The sequence below is a fragment of the Actinoplanes sp. NPDC051470 genome (genome assembly GCF_040682035.1).
Taxonomy (GTDB): domain Bacteria; phylum Actinomycetota; class Actinomycetes; order Mycobacteriales; family Micromonosporaceae; genus Actinoplanes.
In genome coordinates this window covers 1-16,912 of sequence record NZ_JBFBAA010000065.1, presented here as the reverse complement: position 1 = coordinate 16,912, position 16,912 = coordinate 1, and the positions used below count along the sequence as shown (strand labels likewise).

Below are 16,912 nucleotides of genomic sequence, written 5' to 3'. Positions count from 1 at the left end.
GCACGCGCCCGGAACTACACAGCCGACACCATGTCGACCCTCCTAACTGCGAGTCCACTCGCAAAGTGCGACCTCGTGTCGCAACGGCAGATCAGTGCGCCGGCTACCGCAGCCACTATCGGGCAGGCTATCCCGAAGGTGGAGCGGGACGGAAGTGAGCAAAGCTTTCCATCAGCAGCTCGTTACCGTCTCGGAATGGAGCGGATGAGCTGGCTGGTGGGCCGCTTCCGCGATCTCAAGCAGCGACGCGAGTGCCGCGCCCCGTACGGCGTTTGTGCCGAGTGCCGACACGACTGACGGGAACACCACGCCGACCGAGGTTGCGGCGAGTGCAGATACGAGATCGAGCACGCCGAGCCTGAGGCACCCGACGTGGTGCGTGCCGCTCGTGCGCCGGGCTACACGTTCCCTTGATGTTGCCGGTCGACAAGGCCCCTGGTGGCGCGACCATACGATTGCCACCAATCAGCCGTGCAGCGGATCGCGGAATGAGCGGGCGTCAGCCTTCGATTAGACGGGCCAGACGACTTCGCCTGCGCGGTCGAGAGGGTCAATCAATATCACTGCCTTGGCCGCCAGAGCCTTTGCGGAGGCGGTCCGGCGGGCTGCGAGATACTGGCGCAGAGCCTCTGCCGGATCGGTACCGAGCGGGACGGGAAGCGATCGTCCGAGAAGATCGACACGTCGACCCGAGTAGTTCGGCGAGTCGCTCGGGTATCGCCCAAACTTTGAGGGTCCGAAGTCGCGCGTTCCGCGCCACCGCGCAGGGAAGGGCCAGTCGCCGTACCCAGCGTAGAAGGACCAGACATCGAAGTCCTTGACCCCGTTTTTCTCATCCAGGTAGTGCAATGCAGCGCCCTGACACAGAGCCCGGCCCAACAGGCGGCCGGCATAGCGGCCGGAGCCCTGCGGATGCTGGCTGAACAAGGCCGCCTCTGCGTCGGTAGCCAGCGTGGCCAGTCGATGCAGGTCGGCGAGCTCGATCGCGGCCAACGACCGATCTGAATCCGTAGGCATCAAGCCATCCTGCCACTTGACGCGCCGCCACTTGACCAGGCGGCGAGCGGTGTGGCAGATCAGCGCGCCTGATCATGCAGTGGTATCCGGCGACCGGGAGCGCATTGCTGGGTGGCGGTGCTCCCGGCCAGCCGTACCGTAGCTGGGCCGCAGGACGACCCCCGTCTGAATCGGGGCCAAGTCCCGCTCGCTTATGCTCCGCCACCGTCCGGGCAATGCCAGCGGCAATATCTGTGTTGCGGCGACCTGAGACCCTGACACCATAAGGGGGGCATATGACCATCATTCTCGCGATCGTCGGCATCCTTATCGCCGCCGCAGCCTTGATCTTTTCTGGGTGGCAGGCTCGGCTACTTGCTCGCCAGACGGCCTTGCAGAATGCAACGGCAGGTGCAGCTACTCTGCAGAACTTGTTTAACTGGCTGCACAGCGTGCAAGCCTTGCTTCTGAAGGAGCCCCGCCTGCTTCCCCACTTTCGTGACGGCGAAGCGATTAGACCGGATCTGTCTGAGGACGAGAAATCGCGGATGCGGCTCCTAGCTTCGATGTATAGCGACGTACTGACAATCGGGGTCTTCCTCCACACGACCATTCCCCAGACCCAATCAGGGCGGGAGTGGGAGGAAGCGTGTGTGCGAATGCTTCGCTTGTCGCAGCCGATACGGCAGGAAGTCTCGACCAAGCCCACCGAGTATCCAGATTTGGCGATGCTGATGCGCGAGAGTATCGCAGATGACATCGAACCTCATTCGCGTCCGAATTTGGACCGTGACCGCTAACGTTCGGAAACATTCTTGGACCCGCGCTTCACCGATACGAATCATCAATGCTACGGGTACCGATAATCGAGAAGTGGCCAAGAACTTCATTGATCGTTTCGGCCCACTGTCCGCCAGTGCAGGGGCACGAGTATTTGAGCGACTAGACTAGAGGAAGGGCGCTGCGCCACGGTGCATTCTCATCGGCCTCGATTCGTCAGAGCGGTTGATCCCCTCGTAGGTGATTTGGTTTGCCCGGTTTGTCCCCCGGTGCGGAGGTCGGGCTGGCGCGTGTCGCCGCGTGGGCGCCGGGTCTCCTGGCCCCGGTCTGGCCTCCTTTCCGGGTGGTTGGTGCAGGTGGTGGCGCTCAGGTCGGGGTGGGCAGGGTGTTGAGGCGGTGCCAGCACAGGGCGAACGCGTCGCGCCAGGGCCAGGTTGCGCTGATGGTCAGCCACCGCCGGCGGGCGTGGTGGGTGAGTTTCGCGGGCAGGTGCCAGAGCCGGTAACGCAGCGTGCCGGGTTCGGCGTCGCGGAGATCGGGCTGGTCGTGCAGGCCGAGCAGCCGGGTCCAGGCGTCGAGGTCGGCGGCGAGATTGCAGGTGAGGACCCAGCCGCGGTTGACGGTCCAGGATTTCGATGGCAGGTTCCGCAGGCCCATGGCCTTGTTCGTGCGGACCCGGTCCTCGACCGTGGCGTGGCTTCGGTGCAGCACATCGATCCACTGCGGATGGTGTGATCCCGGCAGGCCGTGGATGCGGCTGATGTTGGTGGCCACGACGGCGTAGCGCCATCCGGTGGACCGTTCCAGGGCGGTGAGGTGGGCCCGGTGCCGGGCGGCGGGCCGGGTCCGCCGCACGATCAGACGTTGGCTGGCCGGCCAGCCTTGGCGGGTGTTCAGTCCGGTGAGTTCGGCGACGCCCGTCTCGGGTTGCACGGTGCCGTCCTGACGTAGGGCGGCGGTCCAGACATCGGCGGGCAGGGCGGCGATGGCGGTCTCGTCGGCGTCGGTGATCGTCCACCCGACGGTGTACCGCACGGTGCGCCGAGGGGTGTTGAGCGCTTCGATGTGGGTCAGGAGGTCGTGAGCGGCGCCGGCACCGTCGATGCGGATCAGGATCTTCGCCCGCGCACCGGGCGGGATCTGCCCGATCGCGTCGGTCAGCACCCGAATGTGGTCCGCCACCGTGTTCGATCCGGCGTTGCCAGGGCGTAGCAGCATCGCCAGGGACTCCCGGGTGTTGGCGCACCAGGCGGCGAGGGGGTGAAAGCCGTAGCCCCTCTTGAACGTCGCCGCCGCCCCGGCCTTGACGCTGTGCGCGGTGATCAGCGTGGCGTCCAGGTCGATCACGACCCACCCGGTCAACAGCTTCCCGGTCACGCACAGCCACGGGAACCCGCCCGGACGCAACGCGAGCAGATGCCACACCTGCCGGCGTACCCGCGCCCGGACCTTACCGATCCGGGCCAGCCCGGTCTCGTCGATGCCATCCAGCATCCGCCGGGCAGTGGAATCCGACGGCGGGTCACCGAACACTCCGGCCTGATGGGCGAGAAGATCGATGTCAGACAGGCACACCGCCCCGAGGGTGACCGCGACCGCGAGATCGACCAGAACCACACCCCGATCCCACCATCCCGGGCCTTTACCGGCCGTGAACACAGCACCCAACGCGGCGGTCAACCCCACCCGGTCGGCGCAGCGACGCAACAGCACCGCCCCGGCGTGACCGACCAGACCCTTACCCGAGGTGCCCACCGACAGCTTCTCGTGCCAACCGTTACGCTTGCTCACCAGAAAGGTGCCCCTGTTTCCCGCGAAAACTTGATCTAGGCAATCAAAACAACGCCGGGACCCCGGTTCTTGACGAAAAAACAACACCGAGGTCAGCGGATTTGTGCCTCCAAGCCGTCGAGGACGGTCCGCAGGCCGAACTCGAAGGCGGGCTCGGTGGGCTGGGTGATGGCGTCGAGTCGGGACGAGGCGCGGGCCCGCAATCGTGGGAATTGCTGTGCGACCTCATGGATGTACGCGATGGCCTTGTGCAGTTGTTCTTCCTCGTTCATGCCGGTGTGGCGTAGTCGCGCGCGCCAGGCCGATTGCGCGACCTCGCCCAGTGCCGCGCCGATCACGAACATCAGGACCGTGGCGGCGGCCTGGTCGGCGTCCTGCTCGCTGAAGCCCGCGGTTTCGTAGACGGTGAGGCAGTGCTCGTCGTAGCGGGCCTTGCCGGGGCCGTAGATGAGGTGGGTGCTCATCGCCGGGATCAACCAGAAATGCTGGGTGATCATCGCGTAGGCGCCCCGGGCCAGCGCCGCCGCCGCATCCCGCCACTTGGTCGTGTGCAGGTCGGGTAGGGCAATCTCGCTGAAGACGTGATCGGCGGCGAGGACCACCAGTTGCTCCTTGCTCTCGACGTGGTGGTACATCGCCGTGGCCGCCGAACCGAGCTGGGCACCGAGCCGCCGCATGTTCAAACCCGCGACGCCTTCGGCATCCAGGACCTCGATGGCGGCCCGGACGATCTGGTCTCTGGTCAGCACACCCCAATGTATGAGCGAAGTTGCACTTAGCTCAAAGACGCCGTACTTTTTGCACTTAGTTCAACTTTTTCCTCGGAGGATGATCATGAGCAGCAGACCGCGCAGTGTGATCATCGCCGTGGCGTTGCAGTTGTTGACCGTCGTGCCGTTCCTGCTCGGCACCTATGTGGTGCTTCGCTTCGGGGCAGCCGCACAGCATGCCGCCGAGGCGGAAGTCGTGCGTCAGGGGCTCCCCGCCGAGATCCTGATACTGCATGGCATCGACTTCGGCGGAAGCGAAACGCTGGCGATCGTGCTGGTGCTGATCCTGGTGACCCTGGCGATGCTCAACCTGGCCGGCAAGCGGATCGGCCGGATCCTTTCGTGGATCTTCCACCCGATCCTGTTCGCCATGGGTGTCGTCATCATCCCGGGGCAACTGTTCACCACGCAGCTGCTGGAGTCGTCAATCAAGCGCTTCGGTGATCCCGCGCTCGCGCGCGTCGATGTGCCCGCCTTGGTCGATGCGGCCGCCGACGCGATGCCCGGCTGGTTGCCCGCCGCGACCATCGCCAAGCTCATGCTGACCACCGTGGGTTCGGTCGTCGTGATTGTCTTGCTCGCAGCGCCATCGGCGAGAAGGTACTTCCGAACTCACCAGAAAGGTGCCCCTGTTTCCCGCGAGAACTTGATCTAGGCAATCAAATCCTCGCAGATCAGGTGCACCTTTCCTGTATCAGCCCCAACACGCGGTCAACCTGTCTGAATAGCCGAGGTCGGCAGATCCGGTTACCGCCCGGCACGCCGGCCGTCACTCTGTGTAGTCTGTCGTCTCAAGGTGCTGCGAAGGCTCGGCCGCCGGCTCGATGCTGAGCTCGTCTGCGCGGATCAGGATCTCCAGAGCGTGGCTAACGTCGGGGGCGGTCGAAGGCATCTGGACGTAGAACTTCCTGGTCGTGCTCTCGTCGGCGTGCCCGAGCTGGGCGGCGGCTTCGGTGACCAGGCCTTGTCCGCTCAGGACGGTAGCGACGGTCTTGCGGAACACGTGGGGACTCACCCATTTCAGTGCCTCCTTCTGGAAGGCGCGACCGCCGTTCGCGAATCAGCGAAATAGCGTTCTGCCAGCGGCAATCGCCACGATTCGGCCGATTTCGAGGCTACGGGTTACGGCCGCAGGAGACGGATCCGACGGATGGGCGGGCCTCGAAGGGAAGCGGGATCTGCCCGGTCAGCCCGGGATCAGAGCCGATCGCGGCGGATCGCGCCGTGTGCGAGGGACCTGGCCTCAGCGCCGAGGAGCCCCGCCCCCGCTTGGCGCCGATGCCAGCTGTGGCGGGTGCGTGAGCGCCCGAGCGGGTTCAGATGGTGATCGGCCGTACTTCGCCGCGGTCGCCGATCTGAGCGACGGTGACGGCGAATCCCGTTGGCCCGCCCCGGCTCAGTACCGCTGGGTCTACCAGGTGGCCAGTCTGACGAGCGCGGCGACCTCCCGCGACCGGCTCCGAGACGGCCAGACGAGGTGCGTCGTGATCGGCGGGGCATCGGTCACCGGGACCGAGACGACGCCGCTGGTCAGGGACGGGCGGGCCGACTCGGGCAGGACGGCGCAGGCGCGGCCGAGTGCGATCAGTTGGAACAGCTCCGTCGCGTCGCGGATGGCCGGCCCTGGGCCGTCCGGATAGGTGCCGTCGGCGAGCGGCCAGCGGGGTCGCGGCAACCCGGGAAGCTCGTCCGAGGTCAGCGTGGCCCGGGCAGCCAACGGATGACCGACAGGCAGGACCGCCATCTGACCCTCGACGGCGATCACCTCGTGTTCGAGGCCGGTTGCGGAGTAACACCGCTCCTGCAGGACAGCGACGTCGGCACGTCCGTCGCGCAGCATCTGCTCCGGCTCGGCGCCCCCGGGCTGGACCATGGCCACCTCGACGGTGACCGCGTCCGGCTCGGCGGCGTACGCGTCGAGCAGCTGCGCCAGCAAGTCGACGGCGACCCCGGCCCGGGTGACCAGCATCAGGCCGGTCCGTTCTCCAGCCCGGCGGGTGCGGCGGGCGGCTGCTTCCACCGCGTCCAAGGCGTTGCGGCCCTCATGCAACAGCACCGAGCCGGCTCGGGTGAGGGCGACCGTACGGCCGGTGCGCTCGAACAGCTTTGTGCCGAGGTGACGCTCGATCTTCTGCACGGTCCGGGTCAGTGCCGGTTGCGCGATGCCAAGCCGCTTGGCTGCCCGCCCGTAGTTCGACTCCTCGGCGACGGCGACGAAGTACCGCAGTTCACGCGTCTCCACGGCGGCGACTCTACCTGCGATTGATAACCGCGCGGCATTGGTTGGCTGCTCTGCTGGCATTGGATGCCAGCTGATGCGACGCAAGGATAAGGCGTCACCTTCGCTCGATGGGAGTTACCAATCATGAATCTGGAGCTGAAGGGCAAACGTGTCCTCGTCACCGGCGCCAGCAAGGGCCTGGGCCTCGGCATCGTCAAGGCCTTCCTCGCCGAGGGCGCCACGGTAGTCGCCGTCGCCCGGCACAGCACCCCCGAGCTCGACGCCACCGAGGCCACCTTCATCGCCGCTGACCTTTCCGACCCGGACGGGCCACGGCAGATGGTTCGCGCGGCCGGCCCCCACCTCGACGTCCTCGTCAACAATGTCGGCGGCGGCAACCCGCCGGCCGCCGCCTTCGACGACCCCCTCGACGGAGACGACGAAGTCTGGGCGGACCTGTTCGCGCTGAACCTGTCCGCGGCCGTGCGTACGATCCGCGCCGCGTTGCCGGCACTGACGCAGGCACGCGGGGCCATCGTCAACATCAGCTCAGACGCTGCGTTGCGGCCCGGCGCGGCTCCTATGCCGTACGCCGCCGCGAAGGCGGCCCTCAATTCGTTGTCGCGGGGACTGGCGGAGAAGTTGGCACCTCAGGGCGTCCGGGTCAATACCGTCACCCCCTCCGGGGTACGCGGTTACAGCCAGGAGGGTCCGGATGGCTACGTCGCCAACCTTGCGAAACATTTGGGCATGGAGCACAGCGCCCTGCTCGAAGTACTGCCGTCCCAGGGCGGCATGCTGACAGGCAGGCTGGCCGAGCCGGAGGAGGTCGCCCCTGCGGTGCTGTTACTCGCCTCCCCGGTCTGCTCGAGTGCGATCGGCGAGAACTGGACCGTGACGGCAGGCGCGGTGAAAGCCGTCTGACGCACGCAGGGTGGGCTGTGACCAGCTGGTAGCGAGCACCTGGTTCTTGTCCTTTTGGGGCATGGCCCACCCGCTCGAAGGTGGAAGGGCACCCGACCTCTTATCCATTCAGACTCATGGGCGCTGTGAAGCCTGGCAGGGTTGAACCCACTCTGAAAAGACCCGACCCAAAGCCCGCGCCGGCGTCGGGGGTTTGTCGCGCAGCGACGAAGGGTGACCCCTCACGCACGTCGCCGGGAGGGCGGCCGCGGAAGCGAAGCGTGCGGCCGCCCGGACGGGCCCTCGGCGGGAGCAGCGATCAGCACCCACCACCCACCTACGACAGGCTCTTGATCCTGAGGTTCAGCCTTTCAATCCGGTGAAGGTCATGGTGGCGATGAACTTCTTCTGGGCGATCAGGAACGCGATGATCAACGGCATCGTCGCGATCACGTTGCCGGCCATCAGCTCCGCCCACTCGGTGCGTCGGGTGCCCTGGAAGCTGGCCAGCCCCACCTGCATGGTGAACTTGGCGTCGTCGCTGATCGCCACCAGCGGCCACAGCAGGTCGTTCCAGCTGGACAGCAACGTGAAGACGGCCAGCGTGGCCATCGCCGGGCGGGCCAGCGGCAGCACCACGCTGATGAACGTGCGCAGCGTCGACGCCCCGTCCAGCCGGGCCGCCTCCTCGAGTTCGACCGGCAGCCCCAGGAAGAACTGTCTCATCAGGAAGATGCCGAACGCCGAGGCCAGCCAGGGCACGAACGCCGCGGCCAGGGTGTCGACGATGCCGGCCCGGGCGAACATCAGGTAGGTCGGGATCATCAGCAGCTGGATCGGGATCATGACCGTGGCCAGGATCAGCACGAAGGCCAGGCCGCGGCCGGCGAACTTGAGCCTCGCGAAGCCGTAGCCGGCGAGCGAGCACAGGACCAGGTGGGAGGCCACCGCGATGGCCGACACCAGGACCGTGTTGGCCAGCCAGCGCACCACCGGCGTCTCGGTCAGCAGTCCTTTGTAGCCCTCCAGGTGCAGGCCGGTGGTGGGTAGCAGCTTGGGCGGGAACTGGTTGATCTCGGCGGTGGACATGAAGGACGTCAGCACCATCTGGATGAGCGGCAGCACGAAGATCAGCGCCATCGGCATCAGCAGCAGGTGCCAGGGGCTGAAGGGAAGCCTTCGTCGCATCAGAACGCCTCCGTGCCGCGGCGGCGCCCGTACCAGATGACCAGCAGGGACAGCAGCAGCGTGACCGCGAAGAGCAGGTACGCGGCGGCCGCTCCGTACCCCAGCCTCTGAGTCTGGAACGCCAGCTCGTAGATGTAGTAGACGACGGTCTGGGTGCTGTTCAGCGGGCCGCCGCGGGTGGTCGTGTAGATCAGGTCGAACAGTTGCAGCGCGGTGATCGTCTGCCAGATCGCGGTGAAGACCGTGACCGGCCGGAGTTCGGGCAGGGTGACGTGCCAGAAGATCCGCCACGGGGAGGCGCCGTCGGTGCGCGCCGCCTCGACCAGCTCCTTCGGGATGTCCTGCAGGGCGGCCAGGTAGATGACCGCGGTGAAGCCGATCTCGCCCCACAGCGCGATGACGCAGATGATGTACATCGCCTGGTTGGGGCTCTCCAGGAACTGCTGGGCGGGGATGCCGACGCGCCGGAGGATCTCGTTGGCCGCGCCGAACTGCGGGTTGAAGACGAAGCCGGCCAGGATGCCGGTGGCCGCCGCGGACGCGACGTACGGCACGAAGATGCAGGTGCGGTAGAAGCCGATCAGCCGGATCTTCTGGTTCAGCGCGACCGCCACCAGCATGCCGACGACGATCGAGGCGGGTACGAACAGCGCGGTCAGCAGCAGCGTGTGCTGGGCCGCCGCGGCCATGTCGGGATCCTGGGCCAGCCGCTCGTAGTTCTGCCATCCGACCATCGTGGCCGGCGCGATGCCGTTCCACTTGGCCCGGGAGATGAAGAACGCCCAGACCGCGGGGAACAGCGACAGCCCGACCACGATCAAGGTGGCCGGCCCGGCGAACGCCCAGCCGGTCAGGTGGCGGGACAGCGCCCGGCGGCGCGGGTCGCGCCGCCGGTGACCGGCCGGTGCCGCGGACCGCGGCGTTGCGGCGAAGGTCAGCGCCATCTCACTCCTCCACGGCGTCGGCGGACTTCTTCGCCGCCGCGTCGAGGGCCTCCTTGGGCTGCGCCTTGCCCTGCAGCACCTGGGCGATCGCGTCGCCGACGTTGCGGGACAACACCTCGTAGCCCGCGACGGTCGGACGCGCCTTCTTGGCGTTCTGCAGGTTGTCGAAGAACTTCTGGCCGCCCTTGTACTCCGCGGTGTACTTCTTGAACGCCTCGGAGGTCTTCTCCGTGTCCCGCAACGGCAGGTTACCCACGGCCAGGTTCCACTTGGCGTCGGTTTCCGCGCTGGTCAGCCATTTGGCGAAGTCGCGGGTGGCGCCGGCCCGGTTGGCGTCCTGGTGGTCGAAGAGCACCCACAGGTCGGGGCCGGAGACGGTGGTGTGGTCGCCGTTGGTGCCGGGCAGCAGGGCCACGTCGTAGTCGAGCTTGGCCGTCTTCAGGTCGAGCAGCGACCACGGGCCCGAGATCATCATGCCGACCCGGCCGCTGTTGAACAGCGGGCCGTACTTCTCGTCGGTCTGGTCCAGGTACATCGACTTGTCGTCGACCGCGATCTGCCGCAGCGTCTCGAGCGACTTCACGCCGGCGTCGGAGTTGAAGGCCGGCTTGGTGCCGTCCAGGATCTCGCCGCCGTTCTGCCACAGCAGCGGCCACAGGTGCCAGGTGGTGTCCTCGCTGCCGGAGACCGAGTACGCGGTGCCGTACTGGTTCTTGGCCGGGATGGTCAGCTTCTTCGCGGTGGTGCGGAAGTCCTCCCAGGACCAGTCGTCCTTGGGGTACGCCAGGCCGGCCTGGTCGAACAGCTTCTTGTTGTAGATCACGGCCAGGTTGTCCACCAGCGCCGGCACGCCGATCACCTTGCCCTTGGCCGTGGCCACCTCGCGGGCCGCCGGGGAGAACTCGTTCCAGCCGAACGACGGCTCGTTGACGAACGACGTCAGGTCCTGCGTCTTCCCGCTCGCGCCCAGGTCACCGGCCCAGCTGCCGAAGGCGTACGAGATGTCGGGGTAGCTGCCCCCGGTGAAGCCGGCCGACAGCTTGGTCAGCAGGTCGTCGGTGGTGGGTGCGCCCGGCGCGGCCTTGATGGTCACGTTCGGGTGCGCCTTGGAGTATTCGGCGGCCAGTCCCTCCGCCACCTTCTGCGCCTCGGTGGTCTGTCCCGTCCACCAGGTGATCTCGACTTTAGCGTTGGGGTCGTACCCCGCGGCGGCGTCCTTGCCATCGTCGGTCGATCCGCCCATGCAGGCGGACAGGAGAAGAAGTGTCGCGCTGAGCCCGCCCAGGAGCAGGCGGCCGCGGCGGAGGGGTGTCGTCATCGGCAATTACCTCAATTTCGTCAGGCCACTGCGTCCGTCAGGACGACCGACCGGGTGAGCAATCGGGGGCGGTCGGGATCGAGGCCGCGGTGTGCGGCGAGGGCCAGCGCGAAGCGCTGGGCGAGGACGAGCTGGGCGAGCGGGTCGAGGCGATCGCGGTACGCGGTGGCGCCCGCGCCCCGGGCCACGTCGTCGAGGCCGGCCGGCACGTCGCCGAACGACCAGACGATGCTGTTACGCCCGGCCACCGCCACCGGTCCGTGCCGGAAGTCGCCGGCCGGGTAGGACTCGGAGTACGCCTGGGCGGCCTCGCGAACCTTGAGGGCGGCCTCGTGGGCCAGCCCGACGGTCCAGCCGGTGCCCAGGAAGACCAGGTGCTCGATGTTCTGCGGGTCGGCCGGCAGGTCGGCGGTGAGCGCCTTGCGCCCGTCCGCGGCCAGCCCGGCGAGGTCCTCGCCGAACGCGGCCCGGGCGAGCGCCAGCACGGTGGTCGGGAAGCGGGTCTGCACGACGCTCCGCTCGTCGGCGAAGTCGAGCAGCAGCCGGGTGTCGGTGAGCCCGTCGACCGGCATCCCGGGAACCGCGGTGATGACGACCTTGTGCGCGTCCGCCGGGGCCTGGCGGAGCGCCTCCAGCACCTCGGTGGAGGTGCCGGACCGGGTGACGGCGACGATGCGGTCGTAGCGGCGGCGCGGGACGTACTCGGACGCGCAGATCGCGTCGGTCTCGCCGAGCCCGGCATTCTCGCGCAGCTCGGCCATGCTCTGCGCGACGAACCAGGAGGTGCCGCACCCCATGATCAGCATGCGTTCACCGGGCGCGGCCAGTGCCGCGGTGGCCTCCCCGGCCAGCCCGAGTGCCTGTTCCCAGACGTCGGGCTGGCTGGCAATCTCCGAGGACGTGTGAGTCATGTTCGAGGATTATGCTCGTTTGTGATCGCTTAACAAGATCCCGGCGACAAACGAACATCCTGTATTGAGCGTTACACCGTGACCCGCAGCGCAGTCGGCAGAAGTTCACGATGCGCCGCCACCAACTCGTTGCACAAGTCCCAGATCGCGTCGACGCTGAGCGTGGCCGCGGTGTTCGGGTCGACCATGGCCGCCTGGCGGATCTTGCGCGGGTCGTTCTCGATCGCCGCGGCCACGGTCAGCTGGCCGACCGAGACGAAGCTGCGGTTCAGCGCGGCGCACTGCGGCGGCAGGGCGCCGACCCGCTCCGGGCGTACGCCGAGATGGTCGACCACGCACGGCACCTCGACCGCGTAGCCGCTCGGCAGGTTGCTGATCAGGTCGTGGTTGGCCACGTTGCCGTGGATGCGGCGGAGCTGCCCGGTGACCATGCTGTGGATGACCTGCGGGGCGTACTCGGTGGCGTCCCGGCTGACGTCCAGCGGCTCGCCGGCCCGCAACGACGCGCGCGTGGCGTGGTACTCCTCCACGTTGCCGGCGCTGATCCGCAGGTAGTCGCCGACCGGGATGCGCAGCCGCTCGATCTCGTCGTCGAGGTGCAGGTACCAGGGCAGGTACTCGGACGAGTGCTCGCTGGTCTCGGTGGGGAAGTAGCCCAGCCGCCGGTACATGTCCATCCGGACCCGTCGTCGCAGCTCGGGCTCCCGCTCGAGCAGCTCGTCCAGGCGCGGGTAGAGCGACTCGCCGTTGTGCTCGAACCGCAGCAGCCACGCCTGGTGGTTCACGCCGGCGCCGGTGTAGTCGATCTCCTGGTGCGGGACGCCGAGCAGGTTGCCCAGGTCGTGCACGGTCCAGAAGACCGAGTGGCAGAGGCCGACGGCCTTCAGGCGGGGCTGCGCCGCGGCCAGGTAACCGATGTTCATGGCCATCGGATTGGTGTAGTTCAGCAGCCACGCGTCCGGGCAGATCTCCAGCATGTCGCGGGCGATCCCGTCGAGCACCGGGAACGTGCGCAGGGCCCGGAAGATGCCGCCGACGCCGAGCGTGTCGGCGATGGTCTGGCGCAGGCCGTACTTCGCCGGGATCTCGAAGTCCTTCACGGTCGCCGCGTGCATGCCGACCTGGATCGCGTTGATCACGAAGTCGGCGCCGTCCAGCGAGGCCCGCCGGTCCAGGCTGGCGGTGATCACCGGCTTGGCGCCCAGCTGCTCCGCGGTACGCCGGGCGATCGCCTCCGCCGTCTCCAGGCGCTCCGGGTCGATGTCGTGCAGCGAGAGCGTGACCTCGCGTAATTCGGCGAAGGAAAGGATGTCGGCGAGCAGTTCACGGGTGAACACCACGCTGCCCGCGCCGAGGAAAGTGATCACAGTCATGGGCGGATTCTCGTGACGAAGGTTGCGAACGCGCAAGCAGATCTGGTTTATCGCTTGAAAACGAACTAGCCTGACTGCGCGTTTGATCAACCCTGGGAGTTGCACATGCCGCCGAGCACCCTGCGCCGCGCCGATCGGGTGTCCGCGATCCTGGAACGCGTCGCCAGCCACGGCTCGGTCGACGCCGGTCACCTGGCCGGCGAGTTCAAGGTCTCACCCGCAACGATCCGGCGCGACCTCCAGGTTCTGGAGGATCAACGGCTGCTGTCGCGTACGCACGGCGGCGCGGTCGCCGTCGATGTGGCCTACGAGCTGCCGGTGCGCTACCGGGTCGGCCAGCACCGCGAGGAGAAGGCGCTGGTCGCCCGGACCGTCGCGCGCATCCTGCCGAAGGGCCCGCTCACCCTGGGCCTGACCGGCGGCACCACCACCCACCTGCTGGCCCGCCTGCTCGCCGAGCGGGTCGACCTGACCGTGGTGACCAACGCCCTGAACATCGCGGCCGAGCTGGCGCTGCGCCCCCGGCTCAAACTGATCATGACCGGCGGCGTGTCCCGCACCCAGAGCTACGAGCTGGTCGGCCCGATCGCCGACCAGGCGCTCCAGGGCCTGAACATGGCGGTCGCCGTGGTCGGCGTCGACGGCATCAGCGCCCGCGGCGGCCTGACCACCCACGACGAGATCGAGGCGAACACCAACGCCACCATGATCCGCCGCGCCGACAAGGTCATCGTGGTCGCCGACGGCTCCAAGATCGGCCGCATCTGCCTGGCCGGCATCTGCGCCGTCACCGACGTGGCCACCCTGGTCACCGACTCCAGCGCCGACGAGGCCGGCGTCGAGGCCATTCGCCGGATGGGCACCGAGGTCGTCGTCGCGAGCTGACGGCTCTGCTAATCTCGGCGACAGGTCATGAGTGCCAGCGGAAAGCCCCGGCTCGCTGGCCGGCAACCCTTGCGTTCGCGATGGGGTGCCCCGGGTGAAGACCAGGCTCGCGTCAACCGGCGTGGGCAAGCGCGGACCCTCCCGGAGGTGCATCCATGTCCGCCACCCTCCTGTCCACCGAACTCGACGTCGTCGGGCTCACCCCCGACTTCACCCACCTCGACTACGCCGCCTCAGCGCCCTGTGTCCGCGCCGCGGCCGACGCGGTGAACGCCCTCCTCCCGTTCTACGGCAGCGTGCACCGGGGCACCGGGCTCCGGTCACAGACCTCGACCCTGGAGTACGAGCGGGCCCGCGACACGGTGGCCGAGTTCGTCGGCGCCCGCCCCGGCGACCACGTGATCTTCACCCGCAACACCACCGACGCGCTGAACCTGCTGGCCCGGGCCCTGCCCGCCGGCACCACGACGGTCGTCTTCGACGGCGAGCACCACGCCAACCTGCTGCCCTGGCCCGCGGCCGTCCGCATCCCGTCGCCGTCCTCGCCGGACGCCGCCGTCGCCGCGCTCGACGCCACCCTGGAAAATCTGGGCAAGAACGTGCTGGTCGCGATCACCGGGGCAGGCAACGTGACCGGGGAGATCTGGCCGGTGCGCCGGCTCGCCGACGTCGCCCACCGGCACGGCGCCCGGGTCGTGGTCGACGCCGCGCAGCTCGCTCCGCACGTACCCGTCGATCTCGATGATCTCGGCGCCGACTATCTCGCGCTGTCCGGTCACAAGCTGTACGCCCCGTTCGGGGCCGGTGTGCTGGCCGGGCGCGGCGACTGGCTGGACGCTGCCGAGCCTTACCTGCGTGGCGGCGGGGCGAGCGCGGCGGTCGGCGACGACCCGGCCGACGTCACCTGGACCACCGGCCCGGCCCGGCACGAGGGCGGCACCCCGAACCTGCTGGGCGCGGTTTCGCTCGGCGCCGTCTGCGCGGCCCTGCTGCGCGCCGATCGGGCCGCCCTGCTGGAGCACGAGCAGAGCCTCATCGACGGCCTCGGCGGCGTGACCCTGTTCGGCGGGGCGGCGCCGCGGGTGGGCATCGCGTCGTTCGTGGTTCCCGACCCGGCCGGGGTCGCCGCGAAGCTGGCCGACGACTACGGCATCGGGGTGCGCGCGGGCCAGTTCTGCGCCCACCCGCTGGTGCGGCGCCTGACCGGCGCGACCTCCCAGACCTGCGAGAACGGCGGACTGCTACGGGCCAGCTTCGGCCTCGGCTCGACCACCGAGGACGTCGAGCGGCTCGTGCGGGCGCTGACCGAGCTAGGCCTGCGTCAGTAACCGGGCGAGCACCCGGGTGCCGAAGGTCAGCCCGTCCACCGGCACCCGCTCGTCCACCCCGTGGAACAGCGACGCGAAGTCCAGGTCCGGCGGCAGCCGTAACGGCGCGAACCCGAAGTGCCGGATCCCCAGCCGCCGGAACGACTTCGCGTCGGTGCCGGCCGACAGCATGTACGGCAGCAGCCGCGCGCCCGGGTCCTCCGCCCCGATCGCCGCCGCCATCGCGTCGACCAGCCGCCCGTCGAACGTCGTCTCCACCGCCGGCATCGTGTGCCACTCCGGCTCGACGTCCGGCCCGAGCACCTTGACCAGCTCCTCCTTGAAGGCCTCGTCCCGCCCCGGGAGCATCCGCGCGTCCACCGTGGCGTGCGCGACCGACGGCACCACGTTGGTCTTGTATCCCGCCTCCAGCATCGTGACCGTGGTGGTGTCCCGCAGCGTCGCCCCCACCATCCGGGCCAGGTGACCGAGCCGCGCCACGAACGGTTCCGGATCATCCGGGTCGAACGGGATCCCGGTCATCTCCGACAGCCCCGTGAGCAGGTCGCGGACCGGCCCGGTCAGCACCAGCGGAAACCGGTGCTGATCCAGCCGGGTGACCGCCGCGGCCAGCTTGGCGACCGCGTTGTCGGTGTGCAGCAGCGAGCCGTGCCCCGCCGTGCCCCGGGCGTGCAGCCGCAGCCACATGGTGCCCTTCTCGGCCGTCTCGACCAGGTAGGCCCGCGCGCTGTCGCCGACCGTGACCGAGAAGCCGCCGACCTCACTGATCGCCTCGGTCGCCCCCTCGAACAGCTCCGGCCGATGATCCACCAGCCACGACGCCCCGTTGAGGCCACCGGCTTCCTCGTCAGCTACGTAGGCGAAGATCAGATCCCGCGCCGGCACCACCCCGTCCCGCTTGAACTGCCGAGCCACGGCCAGCGTCTGGGCCACCGCGCCCTTCATGTCAACCGCGCCGCGCCCCCACACGTAGCCGTCCCGAACCTCCCCCGAGAACGGGTGCACCGCCCAGTCCGCCGCGTCGGCCGGCACCACATCGAGGTGCCCGTGCACAAGCAGGGCGCCACGCGAGGGGTCGGCCCCCGCCAGCCGGGCGATCACATTCCCCCGGCCCCGGGCGCCCGACTCGACGTATGTCACGTCGTACCCCACCTCGGCCAGCTTCCCCGCCACGTACTCAGCGGCGGGCCGCTCGGTCCCCGGCCCGCCGGCGTCCGCCGTGTTGGTGGTGTCGATGGCGATGAGCTCGCTCGCAAAGGTGACGACTTCATCGTCTGGGCTCATGCCGCCAGCTTCCCAGACGTCCGTGAAGCGCGGGCGGTCCGGAAAGCCGGTTCGACGCGACCGCAATCGCCGCAAACCAAGATCAAGAGCGTGATGTCGCACCTGGGTGGGTGGCCCGGACCGCAGCTCCCGGCGCCCCTCTGTCAAGGGGTGTCGGGGGTTGGTGTTTTAGGGTGGTGGTTGGCGGGTCCGGGTTGTGACTTTTCCGAAGTGTCGATCT

The 16,912-nt window shown here is 68.4% G+C and carries 16 protein-coding genes and 1 riboswitch; of the genes, 5 read left to right on the top strand and 11 right to left on the bottom strand.

From position 1 onward, the window contains the following. Window positions 1–510 precede the first annotated feature (510 nt). Complete coding sequence (locus AB0M54_RS47275; protein ID WP_364479810.1) at window positions 511–993, bottom strand: hypothetical protein; 483 nt, start codon at window positions 991–993, stop codon at window positions 511–513. A gap of 299 nt (window positions 994–1,292) precedes the next feature. Between AB0M54_RS47275 and AB0M54_RS47270 the strand changes: the two genes are divergently transcribed. Beyond that, the gene (locus tag AB0M54_RS47270) at window positions 1,293–1,796 is read left to right on the top strand and encodes a hypothetical protein (RefSeq protein ID WP_364479807.1); all 504 of its coding nucleotides are present in this window, start codon (window positions 1,293–1,295) and stop codon (window positions 1,794–1,796) included. Window positions 1,797–2,142: 346 nt separating this feature from the next. On the opposite strand, the gene AB0M54_RS47265 is transcribed toward AB0M54_RS47270, so the two are convergent. Together AB0M54_RS47265 and AB0M54_RS47260 are read right to left on the bottom strand one after the other, a co-directional pair. Continuing rightward, a complete protein-coding gene (locus AB0M54_RS47265; protein ID WP_364479804.1) occupies window positions 2,143–3,567 on the bottom strand; it encodes an IS1380 family transposase in 1,425 nt (474 codons plus the stop codon). A gap of 92 nt (window positions 3,568–3,659) precedes the next feature. After that, window positions 3,660–4,316, bottom strand: coding sequence for a TetR/AcrR family transcriptional regulator (locus AB0M54_RS47260; RefSeq protein WP_364479801.1), 657 nt, complete (start codon window positions 4,314–4,316; stop codon window positions 3,660–3,662). Window positions 4,317–4,395: 79 nt separating this feature from the next. Here AB0M54_RS47260 and AB0M54_RS47255 point away from each other — a divergent pair, with 79 nt between their 5' ends. After that, window positions 4,396–4,992 (top strand): hypothetical protein, encoded by a 597-nt coding sequence (locus AB0M54_RS47255; protein WP_364479798.1) that lies wholly within the window; start codon window positions 4,396–4,398, stop codon window positions 4,990–4,992. A 114-nt stretch (window positions 4,993–5,106) separates the two neighbouring features. Here the strand turns inward: AB0M54_RS47255 and AB0M54_RS47250 are convergent, their stop codons facing one another. Beyond that, window positions 5,107–5,340 (bottom strand): hypothetical protein, encoded by a 234-nt coding sequence (locus AB0M54_RS47250; RefSeq protein WP_364479795.1) that lies wholly within the window; start codon window positions 5,338–5,340, stop codon window positions 5,107–5,109. Between the two features lie 408 nt (window positions 5,341–5,748). Beyond that, window positions 5,749–6,579 (bottom strand): LysR family transcriptional regulator, encoded by an 831-nt coding sequence (locus tag AB0M54_RS47245; RefSeq protein ID WP_364479792.1) that lies wholly within the window; start codon window positions 6,577–6,579, stop codon window positions 5,749–5,751. Between the two features lie 123 nt (window positions 6,580–6,702). Between AB0M54_RS47245 and AB0M54_RS47240 the strand changes: the two genes are divergently transcribed. Then, window positions 6,703–7,482, top strand: a complete 780-nt coding sequence (locus tag AB0M54_RS47240) for an SDR family NAD(P)-dependent oxidoreductase (protein ID WP_285690537.1) — start codon at window positions 6,703–6,705, stop codon at window positions 7,480–7,482. A gap of 342 nt (window positions 7,483–7,824) precedes the next feature. Here the strand turns inward: AB0M54_RS47240 and AB0M54_RS47235 are convergent, their stop codons facing one another. From AB0M54_RS47235 to AB0M54_RS47215, 5 genes are all read right to left on the bottom strand, one after another. Beyond that, on the bottom strand, window positions 7,825–8,649 hold the full coding sequence (locus AB0M54_RS47235) for a carbohydrate ABC transporter permease (RefSeq protein ID WP_364331813.1): 825 nt from the start codon (window positions 8,647–8,649) through the stop codon (window positions 7,825–7,827). Beyond that, entirely contained in the window at window positions 8,649–9,593 is a 945-nt protein-coding gene (locus AB0M54_RS47230; RefSeq protein WP_364331810.1) for a sugar ABC transporter permease, read from the bottom strand. Before AB0M54_RS47230 ends, AB0M54_RS47235 begins: the two co-directional genes overlap by 1 nt. 1 nt (window position 9,594) lies before the next feature. Further along, window positions 9,595–10,911 carry an ABC transporter substrate-binding protein gene (locus AB0M54_RS47225; protein WP_364479789.1) on the bottom strand — a complete coding sequence of 439 codons (1,317 nt, stop codon included), beginning with the start codon at window positions 10,909–10,911 and terminating at the stop codon, window positions 9,595–9,597. 20 nt (window positions 10,912–10,931) lie between these two features. Continuing rightward, complete coding sequence (locus AB0M54_RS47220; protein WP_364331805.1) at window positions 10,932–11,822, bottom strand: sugar isomerase; 891 nt, start codon at window positions 11,820–11,822, stop codon at window positions 10,932–10,934. A 71-nt stretch (window positions 11,823–11,893) separates the two neighbouring features. Continuing rightward, on the bottom strand, window positions 11,894–13,195 hold the full coding sequence (locus AB0M54_RS47215) for an alpha-glucosidase/alpha-galactosidase (RefSeq protein WP_364479786.1): 1,302 nt from the start codon (window positions 13,193–13,195) through the stop codon (window positions 11,894–11,896). A 105-nt stretch (window positions 13,196–13,300) separates the two neighbouring features. Between AB0M54_RS47215 and AB0M54_RS47210 the strand changes: the two genes are divergently transcribed. Together AB0M54_RS47210 and AB0M54_RS47205 are read left to right on the top strand one after the other, a co-directional pair. Then, the gene (locus tag AB0M54_RS47210; protein WP_364331799.1) at window positions 13,301–14,080 is read left to right on the top strand and encodes a DeoR/GlpR family DNA-binding transcription regulator; all 780 of its coding nucleotides are present in this window, start codon (window positions 13,301–13,303) and stop codon (window positions 14,078–14,080) included. A gap of 23 nt (window positions 14,081–14,103) precedes the next feature. Continuing rightward, window positions 14,104–14,218, top strand: a riboswitch (SAM riboswitch). Between the two features lie 17 nt (window positions 14,219–14,235). Beyond that, the gene (locus AB0M54_RS47205) at window positions 14,236–15,408 is read left to right on the top strand and encodes an aminotransferase class V-fold PLP-dependent enzyme (RefSeq protein ID WP_364331796.1); all 1,173 of its coding nucleotides are present in this window, start codon (window positions 14,236–14,238) and stop codon (window positions 15,406–15,408) included. Here AB0M54_RS47205 and AB0M54_RS47200 read toward each other — a convergent pair. After that, window positions 15,391–16,692 (bottom strand): M20/M25/M40 family metallo-hydrolase, encoded by a 1,302-nt coding sequence (locus AB0M54_RS47200; RefSeq protein ID WP_364479783.1) that lies wholly within the window; start codon window positions 16,690–16,692, stop codon window positions 15,391–15,393. The genes AB0M54_RS47205 and AB0M54_RS47200 overlap by 18 nt on opposite strands. Window positions 16,693–16,912 lie beyond the last annotated feature (220 nt).

Coding starts and splice junctions, on each gene's coding strand:
- AB0M54_RS47270 (WP_364479807.1), top strand. CDS start 1,293: ATGACCATCATTCTCGCGATCGTCGGCATCCTTATCGCCGCCGCAGCC.
- AB0M54_RS47255 (WP_364479798.1), top strand. CDS start 4,396: ATGATCATGAGCAGCAGACCGCGCAGTGTGATCATCGCCGTGGCGTTG.
- AB0M54_RS47240 (WP_285690537.1), top strand. CDS start 6,703: ATGAATCTGGAGCTGAAGGGCAAACGTGTCCTCGTCACCGGCGCCAGC.
- AB0M54_RS47235 (WP_364331813.1), bottom strand. CDS start 8,649: ATGCGACGAAGGCTTCCCTTCAGCCCCTGGCACCTGCTGCTGATGCCG.
- AB0M54_RS47230 (WP_364331810.1), bottom strand. CDS start 9,593: ATGGCGCTGACCTTCGCCGCAACGCCGCGGTCCGCGGCACCGGCCGGT.
- AB0M54_RS47225 (WP_364479789.1), bottom strand. CDS start 10,911: ATGACGACACCCCTCCGCCGCGGCCGCCTGCTCCTGGGCGGGCTCAGC.
- AB0M54_RS47220 (WP_364331805.1), bottom strand. CDS start 11,822: ATGACTCACACGTCCTCGGAGATTGCCAGCCAGCCCGACGTCTGGGAA.
- AB0M54_RS47215 (WP_364479786.1), bottom strand. CDS start 13,195: ATGACTGTGATCACTTTCCTCGGCGCGGGCAGCGTGGTGTTCACCCGT.
- AB0M54_RS47210 (WP_364331799.1), top strand. CDS start 13,301: ATGCCGCCGAGCACCCTGCGCCGCGCCGATCGGGTGTCCGCGATCCTG.
- AB0M54_RS47205 (WP_364331796.1), top strand. CDS start 14,236: ATGTCCGCCACCCTCCTGTCCACCGAACTCGACGTCGTCGGGCTCACC.
- AB0M54_RS47200 (WP_364479783.1), bottom strand. CDS start 16,692: ATGAGCCCAGACGATGAAGTCGTCACCTTTGCGAGCGAGCTCATCGCC.